Source organism: Sphaerochaeta sp. (assembly GCF_050256055.1).
In the GTDB taxonomy this organism is placed as follows: domain Bacteria; phylum Spirochaetota; class Spirochaetia; order Sphaerochaetales; family Sphaerochaetaceae; genus Sphaerochaeta.
The window spans coordinates 32,232-52,349 of the sequence record NZ_JBFWIJ010000016.1 but is presented as its reverse complement, the minus strand read 5'-3'; the positions used below and the strand labels follow the sequence as shown (position 1 = coordinate 52,349).

The following is a 20,118-nucleotide window of genomic DNA, read 5'->3' as shown; positions in this document are numbered from 1 at the left end:
TTTTTTATGCGAGTACACTCTCAAGATAGCGTACAACAACCACCTGATTCTCACAGTCTACAAAGAAATCATCAAATTCGAGATGCAGTTGGTCTAAAATCTGGTTGATTCCCAGCCGAGGCTCCTCAGAAGCAAACCGCTCTAAGAGCAACCAATCCCGCAGCGCTTCCTTGGCCACATCGCGAAATCCCTTCAAGGTCTTCGCCTCCAACGCCTCCAGAATATCATTTCCGTCATGGTTTCCTGCAGCAACAAACGCTTCCAAATCATTGAAATACGTTGTCCCCCGCTTCAGCACGGCGGGAGCTTGGTGCAAATCCACGGCCTCTACGATGCGAGCTCTTCCTGTTCGGGCTGTTTCTTGGGCAAAGCTGAGCAGATCATATCGCTTCCTATAGACATCACTGACTTCCTTGGCTTGTCCGATTTGGGAAAACCCCCGTTTGAGCAACGCATACAGTTCTTCGCTGTCGGTACACAGAAACCAAGTGGAAAGAGAACCGATTTGATCATGCACATCGGGCTTCGGCACCCTCAAACGGGATGCATACTCACCATAGTCCTCAGCAAAGGGGACTTCCACCGAACGTTCGCTCGGAGAAGGCGAATAGGGATGTTTGAGGTGGTGATAGCTACGTTTCTCATCCTCCAGATCGATGAGATTCACCGCATCCTTTGCAAGCGACACAAATTTCTGTACCTCATCATACTGGGCCGTACAATAGAAAACCTGCCGCTCTTTTGCGATTTCCAAAATCGCCTGTGCAATGGCCAACGACCGTTGGTCATCGCTATTTGCCATTACTTCATCAATGAAAAGCGGCAAGTGGTCGCCACTTCCACCCTCAAGCAATTCCAAAAAAGCCATCCGTACGGCGAAAAGCAACTGGATGCGTGCTCCGCTTGACAAAGCGGATAGTGCAAACGGTTTTTCCAAGACCAAATCCTGTGCAATGAATTCAGTCTCTCCCACCCCGAATCCATACCGATGCTCGGTAATCCTTCTGAGCCAGTGATCCGCCTGCCTAACCACCTGGGGCTGATACTCTGTTTCCGTCTTCGTTTTCACCAAGGTAAACAGAACATTCGCCATGTTCAGTTGAACTTCCTTCCGCCTTTGTTCCTCCAACGCCTCACTGGCCGTGCGCTTTTCCAGCTCAGCCTTTTCCAACTCAACATTATTGCAAGCCTGGTCATATCGTTCCTGAAGCTGTCCGATCTGGATCTGGATCTCGTCGTAACGTTTCAATTCCTGCTCCAGGTCAGCCAATTGTTGTTCCAATTCTGCAGGAGCAACCCCATTGGCCAGGGTGGTGATCTCATCGGGCTGATCGGCAAGCTGTTTTTCCAGAACCTTCAGCTCCAAATCATATTTCTGATAAGACTCGAGTTGATCGGAAAGTCGTTGGACGCTCTGGATATCGGCTACTTCCAGACCAAGATCCGCATAGAAACCGGCACGGTCGACCTCCTTATGGGAAAGCGATTCCTTCAGGGATTCCACATCCTCTGCCAGCGCTTTTTCGCGTTTGCCAAGCAGTTGCACATGCTCCAGCACCTGAACCAAACCCTTTGCCTTGGAAAGTAGGAGCTGGGGAGTATCCGCGTCAATGTTGCAGAGAAGTTTCAGCGTTTCCAATGCAGATTCAGCTTGCTGTTTGGCATCATCATACACAGTCTTTGCCGAATTGGACTTGGCCAGTAATTCTGCCCACGTCTTCAATTGGTCGGAGAAGTGGAAGAACTGGGAACCCTCGAGAGCAGGTTGGGACGAAAGGTTCAGAGCTTCACTCACCTCTTGGTACGCTTTCCTCCAGCCTTCATATGCTTGGGTTGCCTGTTCGTATCGATTTCGCGCGTTACTTCTCTGTTGATTCAGCTCCCGGATCTTTTCCTGTTCCGCAATTCTATCGTTCAACTGGGAAAGCATTCGTGCCAATGTATCGAACCCGTCATCGCCAGGCATTGTACTATCCAGTTCAGCAAGTATTGCGGCAAGCACCTGTTTCTGATGGTCGCAGGCACGTTGAAGCTCAGCATACTCGGGATTCTTCTGCCTGCGCGATACCACTGCCATCCCCATGAGCATGAGGGCTAAGCAAAGGGCGGCAAGAGCGGGATGATTGAACCAGGACAAGAGCATCGAGAATAGGGAGAAAGGAAGCACAATCAACCCGACCACAAGAAAAGAAACCGGCTTTGTCCGGTTGGCGGTTTTTGCTTGCGTGGATGCATGCAACAAGGCAAGCACCCCATCTTTTGCCTGACGCAGCAACTCAAGACGCTTTGTATCAAAGCTCTCTTGAACACCAAGCAGCTCACTCAGTCGGGCACTGCTATCGACGGCACAACGCAGCGGTTCACATTGCAGGGAAAGCTGCGTCAGACGTTTCACCATCTGCTCAAGTTGTGTTGTCTGTGGTTTTTCCCCTACCAAGAAAGCATGCTCGGTTTCCCAGGTTTCCAGGTTTGCCTGTACACCAAGATGGGTATCAGAGGCGCTTTGCACTATGCGAAGGCGCTCCTTGCACTCCTGAATCTGGTCGAGAATCAAAGTCGGATCGGTTGCACCATCGATCGGCAGGTCAATATCCTGCAGATCCTTTTTGCAGGCTTGCAGGTCATGTTGCGCGGTGGCAAGCTGCGCTTGAGCCTCTTGGCATGCAGCTTCCCGCTTCAGTGCTTCTTCGTAGGTGTATGAACTGAACCCTTTCAATCGCTGATCGAAGGATTGTATATGCTCGTCGGCCTGTTTCCATGCTTGCTCAATTTTCTGATAGGCAAGGGCTTGGTTGAACAGCTTGCGCAGCTGTTCCTTTTGGGGGCGATCATCGACGGTTTTATGCAGACTTTCCAATTGTTCGGCCAAATGCACGTTTTCCCTGATCTGCGACTGGAGCTTTTCAACCTTTGCCGTACTGTCCTTCACCTGTTTGGTCAGGGAATTCCTGCTGTTGGAAAAGGCGGTGATCGCCTTGCTTGTCTGGTAGGCTTTCGCCAAGTCGATGCCGCCTTGCAACTGCTTGTGCAATGCATCCAAAAAGACGGTATTCGAACCTTCCTTGCCTAAGAGATCATGGAGGGAGAGCCAATAGGCCTGCCCGTATTCGTCATTCCGCCCGGGAATGCGTGCTTCCTGTCCATTGGAAAGCTGTGTTTGCACCAGTTTCCCTTCCGAAAGCGAAAGATTCCAAAGCTCCTGATCCACAGAAAACACAGCCTCAGCCTCAAGATCCTGTTCCTCACCGGTGGTTGCAAGCAGGCTGCGCAGACTCCGCATCAAAGTGGTCTTTCCTACGCCGTTCGGCCCGTAGATGATCTGCAGGCCATGAGGGGGAAACGTCAGAGTTGGAAAGAAATGGGAACCGAACCCGGGGGCTTTGAGCAGGCTGAAGCGGGTGAATCGAAGTATCCGGTTCATGTTGCACCTCCGCTCTTCTGCATGACCAAGGAACGAAGGACCAGCATACCGGCGTTTCGGGCACTCTCGAGGGCATCATGCGACGATAGTAATGCATGGGGCAGCAGGCTGAAGGCGGAACTGTTGAAACTTTGCGCATCCAAAAGCTTGTATTGCTTGGCCAGCTCGGCTAATTGCTCGGGATCGAGCAACATGCGTGCAAGCAGCGCATCCGGTCCGGATCCTTGGGCCAATTGTGCCAAATCGACTTCCAACTGCGTTCGATCCTCCCAATGGGTGAACAGCAGTATGTCGGTTTCTTCCTCCCTGGAGAAGAATTCAATCGTTTCTTCCTGGAACGGAAAGATTTTTGCAAGGTCAAGATGGGGGGCAAGATACCCGGTATACACCAAGCGGAGATACAGTTTTCCTTCCCAGTTGAGCTCGGCAGCAAAGCGACGGATGGTTTGGGTCGCCCGCATCTGCAAATCCAGTTGATCGATAGAGCCGGTCACCTCAATGCTGCAGCGCTCAAACCGATAAGGACAAAGGGGGATGAAAACCGGCTCTTTCCATGCCGTGTTGCCATCGTTTTGCAACAGGTAGACTCCATGCACTGCATCCTCATTGACATCCAAGGCATACGGGCTACCGCAATAATATGCCGGTAAATCCTTGATCTTTCCAGGTTTGTGGATATGGCCGAGCATCCAGAGCATGCCTTGACGGGATGCCAAATCACTTTGGGATACCGGAGCGTACCGGGAAGACGGTACGTCGATTTCGGTGTGCAACAGACCGAGGGTCAAGGGGGAATTTGCAAGCAGATCCTGTTTGAAGCCCAAGAACGGATTTTCCTTGACATGAGAATGGGGGAAGGACCAACCGACGAAACGTACCTGTTCCACCTGACAGGCTTCCCAGCTTCCCCCCAATCCCAACAGGGTGATGGCATCGCTTTGCTTGGCAAGTCGGGGAAAAATCTCCCAATCGTGATTTCCCCCGACGGCAATGACTTTGATTCCGGCCCTCTTGAGGCGTTCAAGCCCGGCAAGCAACGGGTAATACACGGAAAGCCAGGCATCTTCCTGCTCGACGACGTCCCCCACCAGGGCCACAACATCCACCTGCAATGCAATTGCCTTTGCAACAGTTGCATCCCAGCTGCTATGTCCGTTCACCAGTGTATCGTTTCCAACAGAGGGAACTCTCCCCATATGGATATCAGAACAGGCAAGAATCTTCATGCCACCTCCCTTTCGGTACTATAGCATATTCCTTCATTTCTGAGCGTACTGTTTTCAAAGGTCAACGGTATTGATCGCGTAGGGTATAGGACGTGTGGAGCAGATGATGGCTCATCGGTCCCAAGGGTTCTCCCAAGAACGACGCATACAACGATTTGATCGCAGGATTCTCATGGGATTTCCTGATGGGCTTGCCCCGGTCCTCGGTATAGACGGCCTGGACGCGTCTTTCCCGTACCTCCTGGTTGGTCGGCCGTATCTGCCCTCCTCCGCCGATACACCCATCGGGACAAGTCATCACCTCGATGAATGCATATTCACTGGTTCCCTTCCGAATCTGGTCAAGCAGGATGCGGGCGTTGGCCAAGGTATTGGCTACGGCAACTTTCAGTTTAATCTCCCCTATCTGGATGTCAGCTTGTCGAATTCCTTGTGCTTGCCGCAACGCCGAAAACTCAACCTCCTCCAGGAGCGTTCCACTCACTTTCTCATAGGCCGTCCGCAAAGCAGCCTCCATGACTCCTCCAGAGGAAGCGAACAAAGCAGCCGAGCCGGTCGATTCGCCCAAAGGATCGTCGAACAGTCCCTCCGGGAGCCGGGTAAAGTCAAGACCGATCCGTCCGATCATGCGGGCGAGCTCTCGGGTGGTCAACGCCCAGTCGACATCAGCGAACCGCTCTTCCTCCGAAAGTCCCATACGATCGCGCCAGTAGTCGAAGGCACTGTCCATTTCACTGCGCCCCGCCTCGAATTTCTTCGCTGTACAAGGCATGATGGAAACCACCCTGATCGAACGCGGATCCACAGCCGCTTTCTCGGCATAGAATGTCTTTGCCAAAGCACCGAACATCTGTTGGGGGGATTTGCATGTGGAGACGTGGTCGAGTTGGTCCGGATAGAATGTCTCAATGAATTTGATCCATCCGGGGCTGCAGCTGGTGATCATCGGCAGGGTACGGCCTGTGGCCATTCGCTGCAGCAGCTCGTTTGCCTCTTCTATGATCGTCAGATCGGCAGTGAACTGGGTATCGAACACCTTGTCGAACCCTAGGGCCCTGAGTGCACTCACCATCTTGCCGGTAACCAGACTGCCCTGTTCCAACCCCAACGCCTCCCCCAAGGCGACACGAATCGCCGGCGCGGTCTGGACGACTACCGTCAACGAAGGGTCGGAAAGGGCGGCGAACACCTCATCGGCCTGATCACGCTCTGTTATGGCGGCGGTGGGACAGACCAGACTGCATTGTCCGCAATTGGTGCAAACCGAATTACCCAAGCCTTCATCGAAAAACGTCGCAACCTTGGTTTGCAAACCGCGGTTGACCATGCTGATGGCATGGACGGTCTGCATAGCGGAGCACACCTGCACGCAACGATTGCAGAGAATACACGCATTTGGATCACGCACCAAGGCCGAAGACGTCTCATCGAGGGGAAGCAGGTGTTTCTTGGTCCGGGTGAATCGTGAACCAGCGACTCCAAGCTGTCTGGATAGGCTCTGCAATTCACACTGCAGGTTCCGCTCGCACTGTGTGCACGTCAAGGGATGATTGGCAAGGATGAGTTCCAGATTGAGCCTGCGGGCCTGCAGCACCCGCTGGGTATGGGTGTGGATCACCATGTTCGGAAGCACCACGTGCTGACAGGAACGGATCAAGCGCTTTGCACCTTCCACCTCCACCATGCATATGCCACAGGAACCATGGTCGGAAATGTCCTTGAGATAACAGAGGGAGGGGACCTTCACCCCTGCTTGCAGGCAGGCGTCTATGATCCTTGTTCCTTTGCATACCTCGACCATGGTTCCATCAACACTCAGACGGATCAACTGTTCATCCATTGCTCGCCTCCTCAATGCGGACATCACAGCGCAGGCAGCGGCCGGCTTCCATACGGGCCTGACGCCCCGTATATCCCAGATTCACCTCGGCGAAGGAAAGTCGCCGATCCTTGGAGCTGAGTTTGGCTGAAGTGATCGCCTTGCCTTCATACAGCGGTTTTCCGATCGTCCTGCTATAGGTGAATGTGGTGAACAAACGCTTCCACCGGTCTTCTCCCATCAAGGCCGTATCGATCAGGCGGGCGACTTCCTTGCCCTGCCCCATTGCCTCAGCTGCGGTGGCGGGGCCGGTGATGACATCACCGACCGCCCATACGTTGTCCTGATTGGTCTGGTAGGTATAGCGTCCCACCGAAAGATGCCCCTCTTTCGATACCTCCAACGCTTGGTCGGCCAACAAGGATGTATCCACCCGTTCGCCGACGGCGATGATGACGGTATCGCAATCCAGCAGTCGCACGTTTCCGCTGACTGTTCTTTGCCGTCTTCCGCTGAGATCAAAGCTCCCTTCGAGGAGCTCATCGACCAGCAGACCGACCAGATTTCCCTGCTCGTCGCGCTTCACTTCCTTGGGCGCCACATTAAAGATAAAGGAGATACCCTCATTGAGGGCTTCCTCAATCTCGCTTCGATTGGCCGGCATCTCCTGTTCGGAACGGCGGTAGGCGATACACACCGATTTGCCAAGACGCCAGAGTGAACGTGCCACATCGATGGCTACATTGCCTCCACCGAGAATGACAACTCGCTCCCCGATCCCAAGGTTTTCCTCCTCGCTCAGGCGTCTGAGCACCTCGGTGCCTTGGATGACGCCGCTTGCATCGCCTCCTTTCAAATCCAAGGAAGCATGATGGTAGGAACCCAAGGCAAGAATGACTGCATCATGACCCTCTTTCAGGTCGGAAAGCTGGAAATCCTTGCCCAACTGCTTTTGCATGGCCCATTTCACCCCCAGAATGCTGAGCAGCTCCAGTTCCTTGTCCAGCAATTCCTTGGGTAGCCGGTAGGAGGGGATGCCGTATCGAAGCACCCCTCCGGCCTTCGGGTGTTCATCGAAGATGGTTACGGCATGCCCGAGCCGGGCAAGATAGAAAGCCGCACTCAAACCGGCAGGTCCCGCACCGACAATGGCCATCGATTTGCCCGTCTGGGGTAGTGAACGACGCAGCAGATCCTGATAGACCTGTTGTTCGTCACCCATCTTGTAGAGGGTGTCGGCCAGATAACGGTGCAATTCTCCTTGATGGACCGGACCGTCGAGGGTCTCTCTTCGGCACCGCATCTGACAATGGAAATGGCAGATCCTTCCCAGCGTACCGGGCAGCGGATTGTCCTCCAAGGTTGAGGTGAACGCCTCAAGGAGCCGGTCTTCCTTCAGCAGGGCGATATAGTTGGGGATGCGCATGGCAAGCGGACAGGAGTTTGAACATAACTCCGCTACCAGCGCCTCACAGGTACCGGCCTCACACCGTCCTCGTTGGATATGGCTCTCATACTCTTCACCAAAATAGGAGAGGGTCGTCTTGACCGGGTTGGTCGCCGATTGTCCCAGCCCGCACAAGGCTGTATCACTGATATGTTCACTCAACATCCGAAGCGTGGAAAGATCCTCAGATTTTCCCCTGCCTTCAGTGATGGCTTCCAGCAAGCTGAGCTCTTGTGACAACCCTTCACGGCAAGGCGTACAGGTTCCACACGATTCCTTGGTGGTGAATTCCAAAAAGTACCGGGCTGAATCCACCATACAATTGTCGCTGTCCATGACGACCATGCCTCCGCTTCCCATGATCGCCCCAAGACGGGCGAGGCTTTCATATTCTATGGGATTATCGAAGAGACGAGCGGGAATACATCCACCCGATGGTCCTCCACTTTGTACCGCCTTGATCTTTTTTCCGGGTGCGACGGCACCGCCGCCCGCCTCATAGACCAAGGTGGTCAGTTTCTCGCCCAAGGGGAGTTCCACCAAGCCGGTGCGTTTGACCTTTCCCACCAGGCTGAAGACCTTCGTTCCCGGACTTGTCGGGGTACCGATGCGACTGAACCAGGTACTGCCTTTTGCGAGGATGAGCGGGATGTTGGTCCAGGTTTCCAGATTGTTGATCGTCGTGGGACGACCGAGATACCCTTTCTGGGAAGGGAACGGCGGTTTTGCCCGTGCCCTTCCCGCTTTTCCTTCCAAGGAGGCGATGAGCGCGGTTTCCTCGCCGCAGACGAAAGCCCCGGCACCCTCAACCACCGAGAGATCAAAACGATACCTTCGTCCCAAGATGTCCGAACCGAGCAACTGGTGCTCATAGGCTTGGCCGATGGCTTGTTTCAATCGCTTGACCGCCAAGGGATATTCTGCACGGACGTAGATGATTCCCTCCCGGGCCCCAGTGGCATAGGAACCGATGAGCATGCCCTCAATGACCATATGCGGGTCGCTTTCCAGCTCGTTGCGGTTCATGTAGGCGCCGGGATCCCCTTCGTCGGCATTACAGATGAGGTATTTGTCCTCACTCTCCTCCTGCTTCATCAACTCCCATTTCAAGCCGGTGGGGAATCCCGCTCCTCCCCGACCCCTGAGTTTCGAATCCTTGATCTCAGAGAGCACCTCATCCCTACTCAGGGAACCAAGGGCTTGCTCAAAAGCACGATACCCTCCGACGGCGACGTACTCACTGATGTGGCTAGGATCGATCAAGCCACAATTGCGCATGACCAATTTTTTCTGGGAACGGAAAAAATCGAGTTCATTCCATTCAGGCAGTTCGGGAAATCCGTTTCCATAGTGGTGCTTACGTAGATGATGATCCCATTCGCTGATCTTGCAGTATGCCTTCGGGGCATAATAGGTTCCCGCTCGCACCGCCTGCAGAAGGAATGGCACATCCTCGACGGTCAGTCTATGGTGCAGCACCACAGGCTTCTCCGGAAACGAGAGACTGACCAGCGGTTCTTCGCTGCAACAACCGAAACAACCGGTCTGTCGCAAGGCAATGTCCAGATTCTGTTCGGCAATGGCTTTTTGCAATGCTGGGTAGATTGCGTCGGCTCCACTGCCCATTCCACAGGTTCCCATGCCTACGACCAGCGAAGGCCGATTCGGATACAGGCGCTCTATCCCTTCACGCTCCAAGGTGTCAAGAATGCTGCTCATACGCTCTCCTTTGCACCTGAGAGTGCTTCGATCAAAGAAGCAAGGGCTTCTTCGGTGATGTGTGAATGGATGACTCCATCGATGGCGATGACCGGAGCCAGTGCACATTGGCCGAAACAAGCCACCGTATGTACCGTGAACCGTAGGTCGTCGCTGGTCGCCATCCCATCCTCGTCCAGTGGTATGCCCAGAGAATGGAGGGTCTGCTCCAAAAGTGGTTTTGATCCACGGGTATGGCATGCGGTGCCTCGGCAGACGGTGATGACATGCTCTCCTTGCGGTTTGAGGTTGAAGAAGGCGTAGAAGGTGGCAACCGAATAGACTTGGGTCAATGGGATGCCCAAGGTCCTGGCCACCTGAACCAGTTCCTCTCGGGGAAGATAATTGTGTTCGTTGGTTCGCTGAACCGCTTCGAGGATCGAGAGCAAAGCACCATGCTCGCTTCGATGCAACTCGACGATAGCGTCGATCGCCGCTGTTCGATCATGCATGAGGACCCCCTTGCAAAAAAACATGAATGGAAAAACACCCTCGTATTCCAAAGCTCATCCTAGGGATGGCGTATCATATTGCGGTAGATCGTTGCAGTCATACTAAACCTTGAAAATCGAGAAAGCAAGGTTTTTAGTATAGATATCATAAGTCTCGAAAGGTTTTCCGCAGTAAAGAGCTATTTAATGTGAAATACGTAATATGTATCATCAAGTATGCCAATTTTCTCTGCATTTGACCAATACAGCCGATTTTCCGTATGATTTCAGCTGACAAGGAGGACTGTCATGAAAAGTTATCGAAAGGAATTGTTCTTTCATCTTCCAACCCGAAGGGGTTTGGTGAACATCACCAAGGAAGTGCAGGATGCAGTGGATGCGAGTGGGATTCAGGAGGGCCTGGTATTGGTCAATGCAATGAACATCACCGCCAGCGTATTCATCAACGATGATGAGTCAGGCCTGCATCAGGATTATGAACGGTGGCTTGAGCGGCTCGCCCCGGAAAAGCCGTATTCCCAGTACCAGCACAATGGATATGAGGATAATGCGGATGCCCATCTGAAACGTACGATCATGGGAAGGGAAAGTGTGGTAGCCATCACCGAGGGCAAGCTTGATTTCGGCACCTGGGAGCAAATCTTCTATTATGAGTTCGATGGAAAGCGGACCAAGCATGTCCTGGTGAAGATTATCGGCGATTGACGTAATACACCATGCTCAGGATATCCTCAAAACTGCCGTCAACCTTGGCATATCCACCCTTGATCGTCCCAAGATGGGTGAATCCCAATTGTTCATACAGCCTGATCGCCCTGGTGTTGGAGACAACCACCGCATTGAACTGCAGGATGCTGAAGTGATGGGAAGCAAGCTGGAGCAGTGAATCTTCCACTAATGCCTTTCCTACGCCCCTTCCCCGATATGCCTCGTCCACGGCGTACGACGCATTGGCGATATGGGAAACATGGCCGACATTGTTGGGGTGCAGGATATACAGACCGCAGACAAGGTCATCCACTTGAGCTACTGCACAGTAGCTCTGACCGGCGAAAAAGGAAACAGAGGCTTCTTCAGAGAAGATTTCATCTTGGGGAAAGGAGTCGGCTTTCTCGACCACCGCATTCCAGATGGAACGCATCCTTGATACATCTTCTTTCCGGTATGGGCGAATCAGCATGAAACTCTCCTCCTTGGATTCCTGTCAGTATACCCGGCAAGCAAACCTTTGACTATCGAGGACAAAAGGCCTTTCTTGTACTGTCTTGCACTTTCTGCTGCGTTTGCAGTACGCTAGGTCTTCATGGAGGCTTCTGATGGAGCAATCAACGGTATTCATGACGCTTGCAGTCTTTGAATCATTCGCACCTACACAACAACGGGATCTTGCCTCGCAGTTTCCCTCAATCGGGTTTCATTTGGTGTATACCGACAAGCAGAAGCAGACGGCCGAGTCACTAAGCCAATCCTACCCCTATTTACAAACCGGGTTCTGTGTTGCCGATGGCCCCATCCAGTCGGCTCTTGCATCGCAATCGACCGCATTTGTATTGGAAGAGGGCTTTTCCCTCAGCTTTGCCTGTACACTACCCGCCCAGACTGAACCCTATCTGCATCTCTATTTCCATACATTCGCAGAAGCGATGGACTTTGTCCTTGCCAATGTGCATATCCAGACTGATCTTCCTGATCGCATCCAAGCCTACGGTGCTCTGCTGGCTTCAGGGAAGCTGGTGGCATTCCCGACTGAAACCGTGTATGGTTTGGGAGCCGATGCCACCAATGAACAAGCGGTCAAACATATATTCGAAGCAAAGCAGCGCCCGTTCTTCGATCCACTGATCGTACATATCGCCGATCTTTCCCAACTCGAGGGTCTGGTGGTGAACATCGATGACCAGGCCCGGACCTTGATGCAGACCTTCTGGCCGGGACCGCTTACCTTGGTCCTGCAGAAAGATCCCCGGGTTCCCGATATCGTAACGGCAGGCAGCCAAACCGTGGCAGTGCGCATGCCGGACAATGCGTTGGCCCTCAGTCTGATCAGGGCAAGCGGGAAACCCATCGCCGCCCCAAGTGCAAACCGTTTCGGGTATACCAGTCCCACCACAGCTGAGCACGTACGCGAACAATTGACCGGTCGCATAGAAGCCATCCTCGATGGAGGAGCCTGTCAGGTCGGTATTGAATCGACCGTATTGTCGTTGTGTACCAAGGAACCGACCATTCTCAGGCCGGGAAAAATCGGCATGGAAGAACTGAAGCCACTCTTGCCGACGGTAACCTATTCCAGCAAAGTAGGCCCCACCGATACGGTTCTGAGCAGTCCCGGACTTTTGGAAAGCCATTACGCGCCCACCACGGCTTTCTATCTGGTTGAAGATGTGAATGTATACAAAGACCGGGAGGATGTAGGAATCCTCTTGTTCGAGAAAACACATACCCACTTCAAAGGACCGGTTGCCTACATCAGCGAGTCAGAGGACGCCAAGCAGGCTGCATCCCGCCTTTATTGGGCGATCAGGCATCTGGATCAGCAGCACCTGAGTTTCATGGTCGGTTCCCTGCTTCCCGAAACCGGGATTGGGGTGGCGATCAACAACCGGTTGCGAAAAGCCTCGACCAAACACGGTTCACCCGTTCAATACTGACGCGAAGCGACTGATCGCTTCGGTATGAATGTTGAAGGTATCCTGATCCGTCTTGGCAATCGCCTTGATCATCTTGCGGGTGATCCAACCCATCCGTGAAAAGAGGAACTGACCGCCGAAGCTTTCGCTCACCAAGGCATGCTGGAGACAGGAAGCAGGATAGTTGCGTTCGATCTGTTTGGCACTTTCCTCCCCTTCGGCCATATTGCAGGTGAACAGCCCAAGTCGTTTGGATTCCAGTAAGACCTGCTGCGCTTTGCAGAACCGTTGGACCTTCCGATTGAGCTTGCCTGCATAGATGGCTCCGCCTACAACCAGAGTGTCGAACGAGGCAAGATCGGGGACCTTCCTGTCTTTCAGATTATACAGGACAACCTCCCCTTGCAACTGCTTCGCCAGTTGCTCTACACACTGCTCGGTCGTCCCGTATTTGGTGGCATATACGATGAGTGTTTTCATCAACGCTCCTCCTTTGCTTTGGATAGCATACCATCCAAAAGACAAAAGAGGAATGTTTTCAGACTCAGTGCAACTTCTTTACCACAACTTCCGCAGCTTTGATCAACGGATAACCGGCAGGCGATCCGGTTAGCAAGGGTTGGGTTCCGATCTGCATCGTCAACAACTGCTTGACCGTGACACGATTCTGGATCAAGAAGCCGATGGCGTTCGTCAATTCTCCGGTACTCGCCCCTCCATACACCTCCGAGCCCAGGATCATTCCGCAATCACTCGCAGTTATGAGCTTGACCATCTGTTTGTGTGAATGTTCCAGATTCCCCGGATGGGTGTCCATACCGGTGAAACTCCCGCACACGACAGAGAAATTCTCCTGGATGGCTTTCGCCTCCGTAATCCCGGCCGTCCCGAATGCATGTTCACCGATGGCGGTGGCATAGATGGCGATGGTTCCCGTAAACGGCTTGCAAGGGCTGAGAGAGAAAAGGTTCATCCCAGCAGTTCGGGCCTCAGCACAGGCGGTGCTGGCTAGCATGGTACGGTCTATCTTGCGTGTCACAAAGTCGCGTTTCTCCGCACAGTCCCCAACCGCTACGATATCACTGGTACAGGGAAGCACCCGCATATATTCACAAGTCTTGATGAACCCATATTCATTGAGCTCGAGTCCCGCTTCCTGAGCAAGCTTCGTATTGGGGGCATACCCCATGGAAAGAATGGCTGCATCACAATTCAGCGTTTCGCCGGTGGTAAGGACCACTTCCTTGACTTTGCCGTCTCTCCCTTTTATTTCAGCCACCCCTTTTCCGGTTATGACCGTCACCCCACGCTGTACCAGATGTTCCTGGGCCAGATTGCCGAACTCATCATCGAAGGCCTTGTTGAGAATGGTTTTTTCAATCTCGAGCAATGTCACCTCGAAGCCCTTCTTATTCAGTTCATCGGATACCTCCACGCCGATGAACCCTGCTCCGATGACAAGAATCTTCTTCAAAGAAGCGAGAGACGCAATCATTTGGTCGAGATATACCTTGTTTTTCGGAATTGTATAGACATATTCCAAGTCGACACCCTTGAGCCAAGACGGCTTGGTGGGAACGGAACCAAGGGCTAGAATCAACTTGGCATATTGCATCGTTTCCCCGCTGGCAAACCTGCATTGATGCTCCTTCACGGAAATTTGCACCAACTCGTCCACGATAATTTCCACGCCCACCGAGGTAAGCAGCTTATCCGGCAGGATATCCTTACTGCTGTCACTGAGCGTCCCGAAAATATAGGGGATCCCGCAGGGGATGAGCACTTGCTCCTCTTTGCGAACCAAAACCACTTCCTTTTCCGGATAGGTGGTTTTGGTGGTAATCGAAGCTTGCAAGCCCGAGGCACCACCACCGACAACCAGTACATCAATCATTCGCATACCCGTCTCCTTCTGCATTGCTACGTTCTCAGTATGTGCCCCAGTAACCCAAATCTCAAGACAAAAATTACTTTATTTCTTTTATTTATATATACTTATATATTTATATGATTATTGATTGTAAGGATTCATATATTTTACTGCAACGCAAAAAAAGAGGGGCGAATGCCCCTCTCTCCTGCGTAAGCAAGGTCTACCATCTGTTGCCCATCGGGCGCTGGCCTCTCTGGCCATATCCAAAATTCTGCTGACCATACATGCCGGTCGCCTGTCTCTGAGCAGCTGCAGCACGGCGTGCCGCAATCTGAGCCTGAAGCTCCTCAGGGAGTGCGGAAAGGTCCTGGTCGTAATACGGGCAATCCTGGGTCATGAGCCTCTGCTGAACAGCTTGGCGAGGAGCTGCCTGATTCGTTGCTCCATAACCTTGGCGAACCATCGGTGCTGCGCTGATTGCAACAGCTCCCACGATCAGAATTGCGAGTCCGGTAACGATACGTTTCTTTGTGTTCATGTTTGACCTCCCAGTCAATTTGGTTTGTAATCTTGCTTCCAGTATCACAGCCTTGCATTCAGACTGTTTCAACACCAGGTAAAGATTAGGTAAAGCAAAAAGGAAAGCACTGATCCAATTCCCGATCATCCTGCTTTGCATGACTGAACGAAAGCAAAGCATCCACAACAGTGATGCCTGTCCTTGTACGATCAAAACTGCTTGTACTTGATTTGTTCAGGAACATCAACGGCCTCCGGTCAATCAGGATTCTGGACTTGACTGAAGGATCGTAGGCAAATCTTCAGACTGTTTCAACAGCAGGTGAAGATTCGGTAAAGTGCAGGGTGAACCTGGTGTATTGTTCGCTGGAAACCTCAACCGTCCAATGGTGGGCGGATGCAATCGCCTTGACGATTGCAAGGCCCAAACCTGAGCCCTCGCTGCTACGGCTTGTTTCCGCTCGGCTGAGACGGTCGAAAAGTCGGGGGATGAAGGAAGAATCAATCGTACCCTCGTTCTCCACCGACAGTGCGGTTGCCTGCCCTTGGGAATCAGAATCCAGACGGATGCGGATCGTGGAATGCGCGTTCCCGTACCGTATGGCATTGTTCACAAGATTATCCAAGGCACGTTCCAAGAGTTGTGCATCCGCTCGCAGCGATGCCTGATCATCGGCAACATCGAGCTGCATGTCCCGCTCTTTCGCCTGCAATTCAAACCTCCGTTTGAGCGAAGCAAGCAACGGTTTCATCTGCAGGACTTCCTGCTTTACCGTAAGATCAGGAGACTCCAGTCGGGTGAGTAGGGAAAGTGAACTGATCAGTTGCTCAAGTCTTCCGGTTTCCTTGAGCAATAACTCCAGACGTTTTGCATCAGCTTTGAACACCCCGTCACTAATCGCTTCCAACTGTCCCTTGAGTACCGATACCGGTGTCCTCAGGTCATGGGCGATATCCTGCGCCCATTGGGTACGCAGCCGCTCTTCCTGTTTGAGCGTACGCTGCAAGATATCGGAAGCTTGTGCAATTTGGGAAAATTCCACCACTCGGCTTTTCGTAAGCTGTACATCCCGTTTCCCGTCAGCCATGCGTTCCAACGCCGATGCCAACAGGCGACTTTGCTTTTTCAGGGGAAACAAGAAAAGAAAAGCGAGAATCAGGGAAATCACCAGGGAAACAAGGAGTGCGATGAAAAGTACTTGTCTTGCGGCTTCCAACAACAACGCATTGGCTTGGTCCTCGGAAAATGAAGGAAGATGGGTGGAATACCGGTATAGGAGATTGCCGTCCGATGCACGGACTTCCTGCCAATTCTGCCCCTCGGCCAATCCCAATTGCATCATCCTGGCCCTGCCCATCCCCCCTTCCGCTTTTCGGTAGGAATACAGGACATGATCCTGTGCATCGGTGATGAACAGGTAGGTCGGAGCATACGGGAGGGATGAGAACGCCTGGGAAACCTGTTCTGCAGTTGGATTTGAGAGCGAAAGCAACGTATCCTGTACATAGGCATTCAATGCTGTCTGTTGTTTCTGCTGCCAGGAAACCTGGATGACATCGAGGCCGAAATACAGAAACAAGGACAGGGTAAGCATGAATACGAACAGGCAGGAAAAAACCAACAGCATATTCAGCCTGGCCAACGTCAACCGGCTTTGCATCTCACTTCTCCTCCGGCTTTCCTGCAAACCGATACCCGAATCCACGAACTGTCTCGATCCAATCGACCTCACCAAGCTTGGAACGCAAATTCTTCATATGGGTGTTTATCGTGCGGTCGGATCCATCATGCGTATACCCAAGGCATTCTCCCAAAAGTCGTTGACGCGTAATCAGCAAGGGAGCATTGGATGCGATGAATGACAGCATTTTCCATTCCAGTGCAGTCAGGGAAACAGGATTGCCGTCACATGCCACTTCATGCTTTTTCTCGTCAAGGGCCATCGTATGCCCTTCGAACTGCCACAACTTTCGGCTTGCATTGGGTTTTGCACTCAGCTCCACTCTGCGGAGGATGGCTTGCACCCGTAACACCAATTCTCTGGGAGAAAACGGTTTGACGATGTAATCCTCCCCTCCCAGTTCCAAGCCGGTGATGCGGTCGCTTTCCGATTCCCTGGCGGTAAGAAACAAGAAGGGAATCTGCGGGTCCGTTTCCCGTATGTGCTTGGCAAGTTCGAAGCCATTGCCGTCGGGCAGCATGACATCCAAAATACAGAGAGAAGGTTGCTTGAATTGCAGGGACTCCAAGACCCCGGCGACCTGACCGAATTCCTCAACGGTAAAATCGGCCAGTTCCAGATACGCCTTGATCGTCTCACGGATGGACACATTGTCCTCTACCACGTATATCATGCATCCATGGTAGCGTCCCTCTCTTCCCAACTCAAGCGATTTCCCCACTCTTTACCCATTCTTCACCTATACGGCTGTCCATCCGCCATCCACCAGCAGCAAGGTTCCGGTCACCATGTCCGCATGGTCGCTGGCAAGATACATCACCGCCGAGGCAACGTCCTCAATGGTGGCTACCCGACCCCGTGGAATTTTCTGCAATACTTGGTTGAGGAACTGCGGGTCATCGAGACGTTCGGCGGTCCCGGGGGTGTACACGAAGGTGGGACCGACGGCATTGACGGTCACCCCCCGTCCCGACCACTCAACCGCGAGGGTTTTGGTCAGCATGTTCAATCCCCCTTTTGAAGCGCAATACACCGCCTCATGGGGAATGGCAACCACCGAAGCTTGGCTGGAAATATTGACGATCCTGCCCTTGTTTCGTTCAAGCATTCGTTTCCCGGCTTCCTGGCAACAGAAGAAGGTCCCTTTGAGGTTCAGGTCCATCATCCAATCCCAATCCTCCTCGGTAATCTGTTCCGCCGGAATGGGATTGCCCATACCAGCGTTGTTTACCAGGACGTCAATCGGACCGAGTTGTTCCTCTATGTCGGCAAAACAGGATCGTATCGAATCGACCCTTCTCAAATCGAGGGCAAAACGGTGGGCTCTCCCCCCGGCTTGCTCAATTTCGGTTTGCACCGTCTCCAAGGCTGCAAGGTCGCGGGCGGCCAAGGCAACGATGGCACCTTCTTGTGCGATGATCTTGGCCAGCCCCTGCCCGATCCCCTTGCTGGAGCCGGTGACCACCACCACCTTATCCTGCAGTGTGGACCCAAAACGTTTCTGCATTTCCATATGGACCTCCCTGTATAGGTCTACGCTACGCTACAGGGAGGTTTCGGTCAAGTTCAGAGATACGCCTGGATGTCCTTCAGTGCATTGCGGACGACCGCTTTCTGCTCATCATCCAGTTCACCAAACGGTTTTCTACAGGGCCCCGAGGGGATTCCCAGATAGGACATTGTATATTTGACGGCGGAAAATATGCCGACCTGTACCAACTTCTCAATCAAGGAATTCAAAAGATGCTGTTTCTGCTGCGCTTCCTGAATCCTGTCGGCCGCAAAATCGTCATAGATTGCACCGAACAAGCGGGGACAGACATTGACCGTCGTACCGATGGTACTCTGCGCTCCTGCAGTCAAGCTGTAGAGGAATATTTCATCAAATCCATTGTAGAGCGTTTTCTCCGGGAACGCCTGACCCAGACGTTCCAGGTCATAAAGATTCATCGAAGTATGCTTGATGCCGATGATTTTTTGGTTGTTCATCACCGGACTCTGCTTGGAAAAGGAAATACCGGTGAATTGGGGGATGTTGTAGACGATCAAGCCAAGATCGATTGCTTTGCTGACATCCAGATAATAGTTCTCCACCTCACTCTGACTGTAATGATAATAGATGGGGGGGATGAGGGAAACCGCCTGGGCGCCCACCTGTTGGGCATGTTCGGAAAGCATAATCGCCTCGCGGGTCCCCAAGGAACCGCTATGGACGAAAAACGGGACCGTGTCCCGAGAGACTTCGGCCACCGTGGTGGCGACCGCCTTGCGTTCATCCACATTGAGCAGAAGCCCTTCACCGGAGGAACCGCAACAGTAGAAACCTTCGGCTCCATGAGCGATTTCATAGCTTACCAAGGAAGAAAGTGCATCATAATCGATGCTGCGGTCCTCGCGCATCGGCGTGATCAATGCAGAGATGATGTGAGGTTGTCTGTCTACCATGCTGTCCATCCTCCGTCGACCACCAGATTGGAACCGGTCATATACGTGGATGCCTTGCTCGCCAGAAAGATTACCGCACCATTGAACTCATCGGCCTGCGCCATCCTTCCGATGGGCATCCTCGCATGGTAGTTCTGATGAAAGTGTTCGTCCTGCGTCTCGCGCCAGACACCACTGGGAGTCAGGGTATTCACCCTGATGCCCTGCTTCGCCCAATACGTTGCGCAATAGCGAGTCAGATTATAGATGCCGCTCTTTGCCGCGCTGTAGGCAACCGGCTTGATGAACGGAACGCCGGTCAATTCCTTCTTGTAGGCGTAAATATCTTGAATGGGGCTGAGCATGCCATAGATGGAACCCACGTTGATGATGGAACCACCCTTGGCAGCCTTCACCATCCGGGCTCCCACCGCTTGGATCATCAAAAACGTTCCCACCAAGTTGGTTTCCACCACCTCACGGAACACATGCTCAGGAAACTCCTCGAACGGGCCGGAAACCTCGGGAGGGGCACTGGGTTGGGTATCGATCCCCGCATTGTTGATCAACACATCACAGACACCCCACTTCGCCTCAAGTGCATCGAGGGCCTTGTTGATCGAGGCCTTGTCGGTGATATCGGCCTGTTGCACCAAGAGATTCGGATGCCCAGCAACTTTTGCGCCCAACGCCTTCTCTGCTTTCTCAATGCTGGCCGACCGGCTGAACACAGCCACCTTCGCATCGCGGTACAGGAATTCCAGGACGAACTGGGCTCCGATCTGTCCGAGCCCCCCGGTAATGACCACGATCTTCTCAGAGACATCAAACAATGGATCTTTCATAACTTTTCCTTACTCAATACAC

16 protein-coding genes are annotated in these 20,118 nt (G+C 52.8%); 2 read left to right on the top strand and 14 right to left on the bottom strand.

All coding sequences use genetic code 11. The features are described from left to right. Window positions 1-4: 4 nt before the first annotated feature. The 5 genes from AB7C91_RS07950 to AB7C91_RS07930 form a co-directional block, all read right to left on the bottom strand. Window positions 5-3,421, bottom strand: coding sequence for an AAA family ATPase (locus tag AB7C91_RS07950; protein WP_428590422.1), 3,417 nt, complete (start codon window positions 3,419-3,421; stop codon window positions 5-7). Beyond that, window positions 3,418-4,647, bottom strand: a complete 1,230-nt coding sequence (locus AB7C91_RS07945) for a metallophosphoesterase family protein (RefSeq protein WP_428590419.1) — start codon at window positions 4,645-4,647, stop codon at window positions 3,418-3,420. Before AB7C91_RS07945 ends, AB7C91_RS07950 begins: the two co-directional genes overlap by 4 nt. A gap of 61 nt (window positions 4,648-4,708) precedes the next feature. Further along, window positions 4,709-6,487 carry an NADH-dependent [FeFe] hydrogenase, group A6 gene (locus AB7C91_RS07940; protein ID WP_428590416.1) on the bottom strand — a complete coding sequence of 593 codons (1,779 nt, stop codon included), beginning with the start codon at window positions 6,485-6,487 and terminating at the stop codon, window positions 4,709-4,711. Next, window positions 6,480-9,632, bottom strand: a complete 3,153-nt coding sequence (locus AB7C91_RS07935) for an FAD-dependent oxidoreductase (protein ID WP_428590413.1) — start codon at window positions 9,630-9,632, stop codon at window positions 6,480-6,482. Before AB7C91_RS07935 ends, AB7C91_RS07940 begins: the two co-directional genes overlap by 8 nt. Beyond that, on the bottom strand, window positions 9,629-10,123 hold the full coding sequence (locus AB7C91_RS07930; RefSeq protein WP_332446799.1) for an NAD(P)H-dependent oxidoreductase subunit E: 495 nt from the start codon (window positions 10,121-10,123) through the stop codon (window positions 9,629-9,631). Before AB7C91_RS07930 ends, AB7C91_RS07935 begins: the two co-directional genes overlap by 4 nt. A 288-nt stretch (window positions 10,124-10,411) precedes the next feature. On the opposite strand from AB7C91_RS07930, the gene AB7C91_RS07925 reads away from it, so the two are divergent. Continuing rightward, the gene (locus AB7C91_RS07925) at window positions 10,412-10,828 is read left to right on the top strand and encodes a secondary thiamine-phosphate synthase enzyme YjbQ (protein ID WP_332446798.1); all 417 of its coding nucleotides are present in this window, start codon (window positions 10,412-10,414) and stop codon (window positions 10,826-10,828) included. Here the strand turns inward: AB7C91_RS07925 and AB7C91_RS07920 are convergent. Next, window positions 10,815-11,303: an N-acetyltransferase gene (locus AB7C91_RS07920; protein WP_332446797.1), complete on the bottom strand. Its 489-nt coding sequence runs from the start codon at window positions 11,301-11,303 to the stop codon at window positions 10,815-10,817. The two genes, AB7C91_RS07925 and AB7C91_RS07920, sit on opposite strands and share 14 nt — an antisense overlap. A 136-nt stretch (window positions 11,304-11,439) precedes the next feature. Between AB7C91_RS07920 and AB7C91_RS07915 the strand changes: the two genes are divergently transcribed. Next, on the top strand, window positions 11,440-12,774 hold the full coding sequence (locus tag AB7C91_RS07915; RefSeq protein WP_332446796.1) for an L-threonylcarbamoyladenylate synthase: 1,335 nt from the start codon (window positions 11,440-11,442) through the stop codon (window positions 12,772-12,774). Here the strand turns inward: AB7C91_RS07915 and AB7C91_RS07910 are convergent. The 8 genes from AB7C91_RS07910 to AB7C91_RS07875 all read right to left on the bottom strand — a co-directional run bounded on the left by AB7C91_RS07910 (window position 12,757) and on the right by AB7C91_RS07875 (window position 20,096). Continuing rightward, complete coding sequence (locus AB7C91_RS07910; RefSeq protein WP_332446795.1) at window positions 12,757-13,233, bottom strand: flavodoxin domain-containing protein; 477 nt, start codon at window positions 13,231-13,233, stop codon at window positions 12,757-12,759. The two genes, AB7C91_RS07915 and AB7C91_RS07910, sit on opposite strands and share 18 nt — an antisense overlap. A 64-nt stretch (window positions 13,234-13,297) precedes the next feature. Next, the gene (locus tag AB7C91_RS07905; RefSeq protein WP_428590407.1) at window positions 13,298-14,653 is read right to left on the bottom strand and encodes an FAD-dependent oxidoreductase; all 1,356 of its coding nucleotides are present in this window, start codon (window positions 14,651-14,653) and stop codon (window positions 13,298-13,300) included. A gap of 193 nt (window positions 14,654-14,846) precedes the next feature. Next, the gene (locus AB7C91_RS07900) at window positions 14,847-15,164 is read right to left on the bottom strand and encodes a hypothetical protein (RefSeq protein ID WP_332446793.1); all 318 of its coding nucleotides are present in this window, start codon (window positions 15,162-15,164) and stop codon (window positions 14,847-14,849) included. A 283-nt stretch (window positions 15,165-15,447) separates the two neighbouring features. Further along, the gene (locus tag AB7C91_RS07895) at window positions 15,448-16,806 is read right to left on the bottom strand and encodes a HAMP domain-containing sensor histidine kinase (protein WP_332446792.1); all 1,359 of its coding nucleotides are present in this window, start codon (window positions 16,804-16,806) and stop codon (window positions 15,448-15,450) included. Window position 16,807: 1 nt separating this feature from the next. Beyond that, window positions 16,808-17,500: a response regulator transcription factor gene (locus tag AB7C91_RS07890; RefSeq protein ID WP_332446791.1), complete on the bottom strand. Its 693-nt coding sequence runs from the start codon at window positions 17,498-17,500 to the stop codon at window positions 16,808-16,810. 66 nt (window positions 17,501-17,566) lie between these two features. Then, window positions 17,567-18,340, bottom strand: coding sequence for an SDR family oxidoreductase (locus tag AB7C91_RS07885; protein WP_332446790.1), 774 nt, complete (start codon window positions 18,338-18,340; stop codon window positions 17,567-17,569). Window positions 18,341-18,393: 53 nt separating this feature from the next. Beyond that, window positions 18,394-19,272, bottom strand: a complete 879-nt coding sequence (locus tag AB7C91_RS07880; protein ID WP_332446789.1) for a dihydrodipicolinate synthase family protein — start codon at window positions 19,270-19,272, stop codon at window positions 18,394-18,396. Further along, window positions 19,266-20,096 carry an SDR family oxidoreductase gene (locus AB7C91_RS07875; protein ID WP_428590402.1) on the bottom strand — a complete coding sequence of 277 codons (831 nt, stop codon included), beginning with the start codon at window positions 20,094-20,096 and terminating at the stop codon, window positions 19,266-19,268. The genes AB7C91_RS07880 and AB7C91_RS07875 overlap by 7 nt, the downstream gene beginning before the upstream one ends. Window positions 20,097-20,118 lie beyond the last annotated feature (22 nt).

Coding starts and splice junctions, on each gene's coding strand:
- AB7C91_RS07925 (WP_332446798.1), top strand. CDS start 10,412: ATGAAAAGTTATCGAAAGGAATTGTTCTTTCATCTTCCAACCCGAAGG.
- AB7C91_RS07935 (WP_428590413.1), bottom strand. CDS start 9,632: ATGAGCAGCATTCTTGACACCTTGGAGCGTGAAGGGATAGAGCGCCTG.
- AB7C91_RS07895 (WP_332446792.1), bottom strand. CDS start 16,806: ATGCAAAGCCGGTTGACGTTGGCCAGGCTGAATATGCTGTTGGTTTTT.
- AB7C91_RS07940 (WP_428590416.1), bottom strand. CDS start 6,487: ATGGATGAACAGTTGATCCGTCTGAGTGTTGATGGAACCATGGTCGAG.
- AB7C91_RS07890 (WP_332446791.1), bottom strand. CDS start 17,500: ATGATATACGTGGTAGAGGACAATGTGTCCATCCGTGAGACGATCAAG.
- AB7C91_RS07880 (WP_332446789.1), bottom strand. CDS start 19,272: ATGGTAGACAGACAACCTCACATCATCTCTGCATTGATCACGCCGATG.
- AB7C91_RS07900 (WP_332446793.1), bottom strand. CDS start 15,164: ATGAACACAAAGAAACGTATCGTTACCGGACTCGCAATTCTGATCGTG.
- AB7C91_RS07930 (WP_332446799.1), bottom strand. CDS start 10,123: ATGCATGATCGAACAGCGGCGATCGACGCTATCGTCGAGTTGCATCGA.
- AB7C91_RS07915 (WP_332446796.1), top strand. CDS start 11,440: ATGGAGCAATCAACGGTATTCATGACGCTTGCAGTCTTTGAATCATTC.
- AB7C91_RS07875 (WP_428590402.1), bottom strand. CDS start 20,096: ATGAAAGATCCATTGTTTGATGTCTCTGAGAAGATCGTGGTCATTACC.
- AB7C91_RS07920 (WP_332446797.1), bottom strand. CDS start 11,303: ATGCTGATTCGCCCATACCGGAAAGAAGATGTATCAAGGATGCGTTCC.
- AB7C91_RS07950 (WP_428590422.1), bottom strand. CDS start 3,421: ATGAACCGGATACTTCGATTCACCCGCTTCAGCCTGCTCAAAGCCCCC.
- AB7C91_RS07905 (WP_428590407.1), bottom strand. CDS start 14,653: ATGCGAATGATTGATGTACTGGTTGTCGGTGGTGGTGCCTCGGGCTTG.
- AB7C91_RS07910 (WP_332446795.1), bottom strand. CDS start 13,233: ATGAAAACACTCATCGTATATGCCACCAAATACGGGACGACCGAGCAG.
- AB7C91_RS07885 (WP_332446790.1), bottom strand. CDS start 18,340: ATGGAAATGCAGAAACGTTTTGGGTCCACACTGCAGGATAAGGTGGTG.
- AB7C91_RS07945 (WP_428590419.1), bottom strand. CDS start 4,647: ATGAAGATTCTTGCCTGTTCTGATATCCATATGGGGAGAGTTCCCTCT.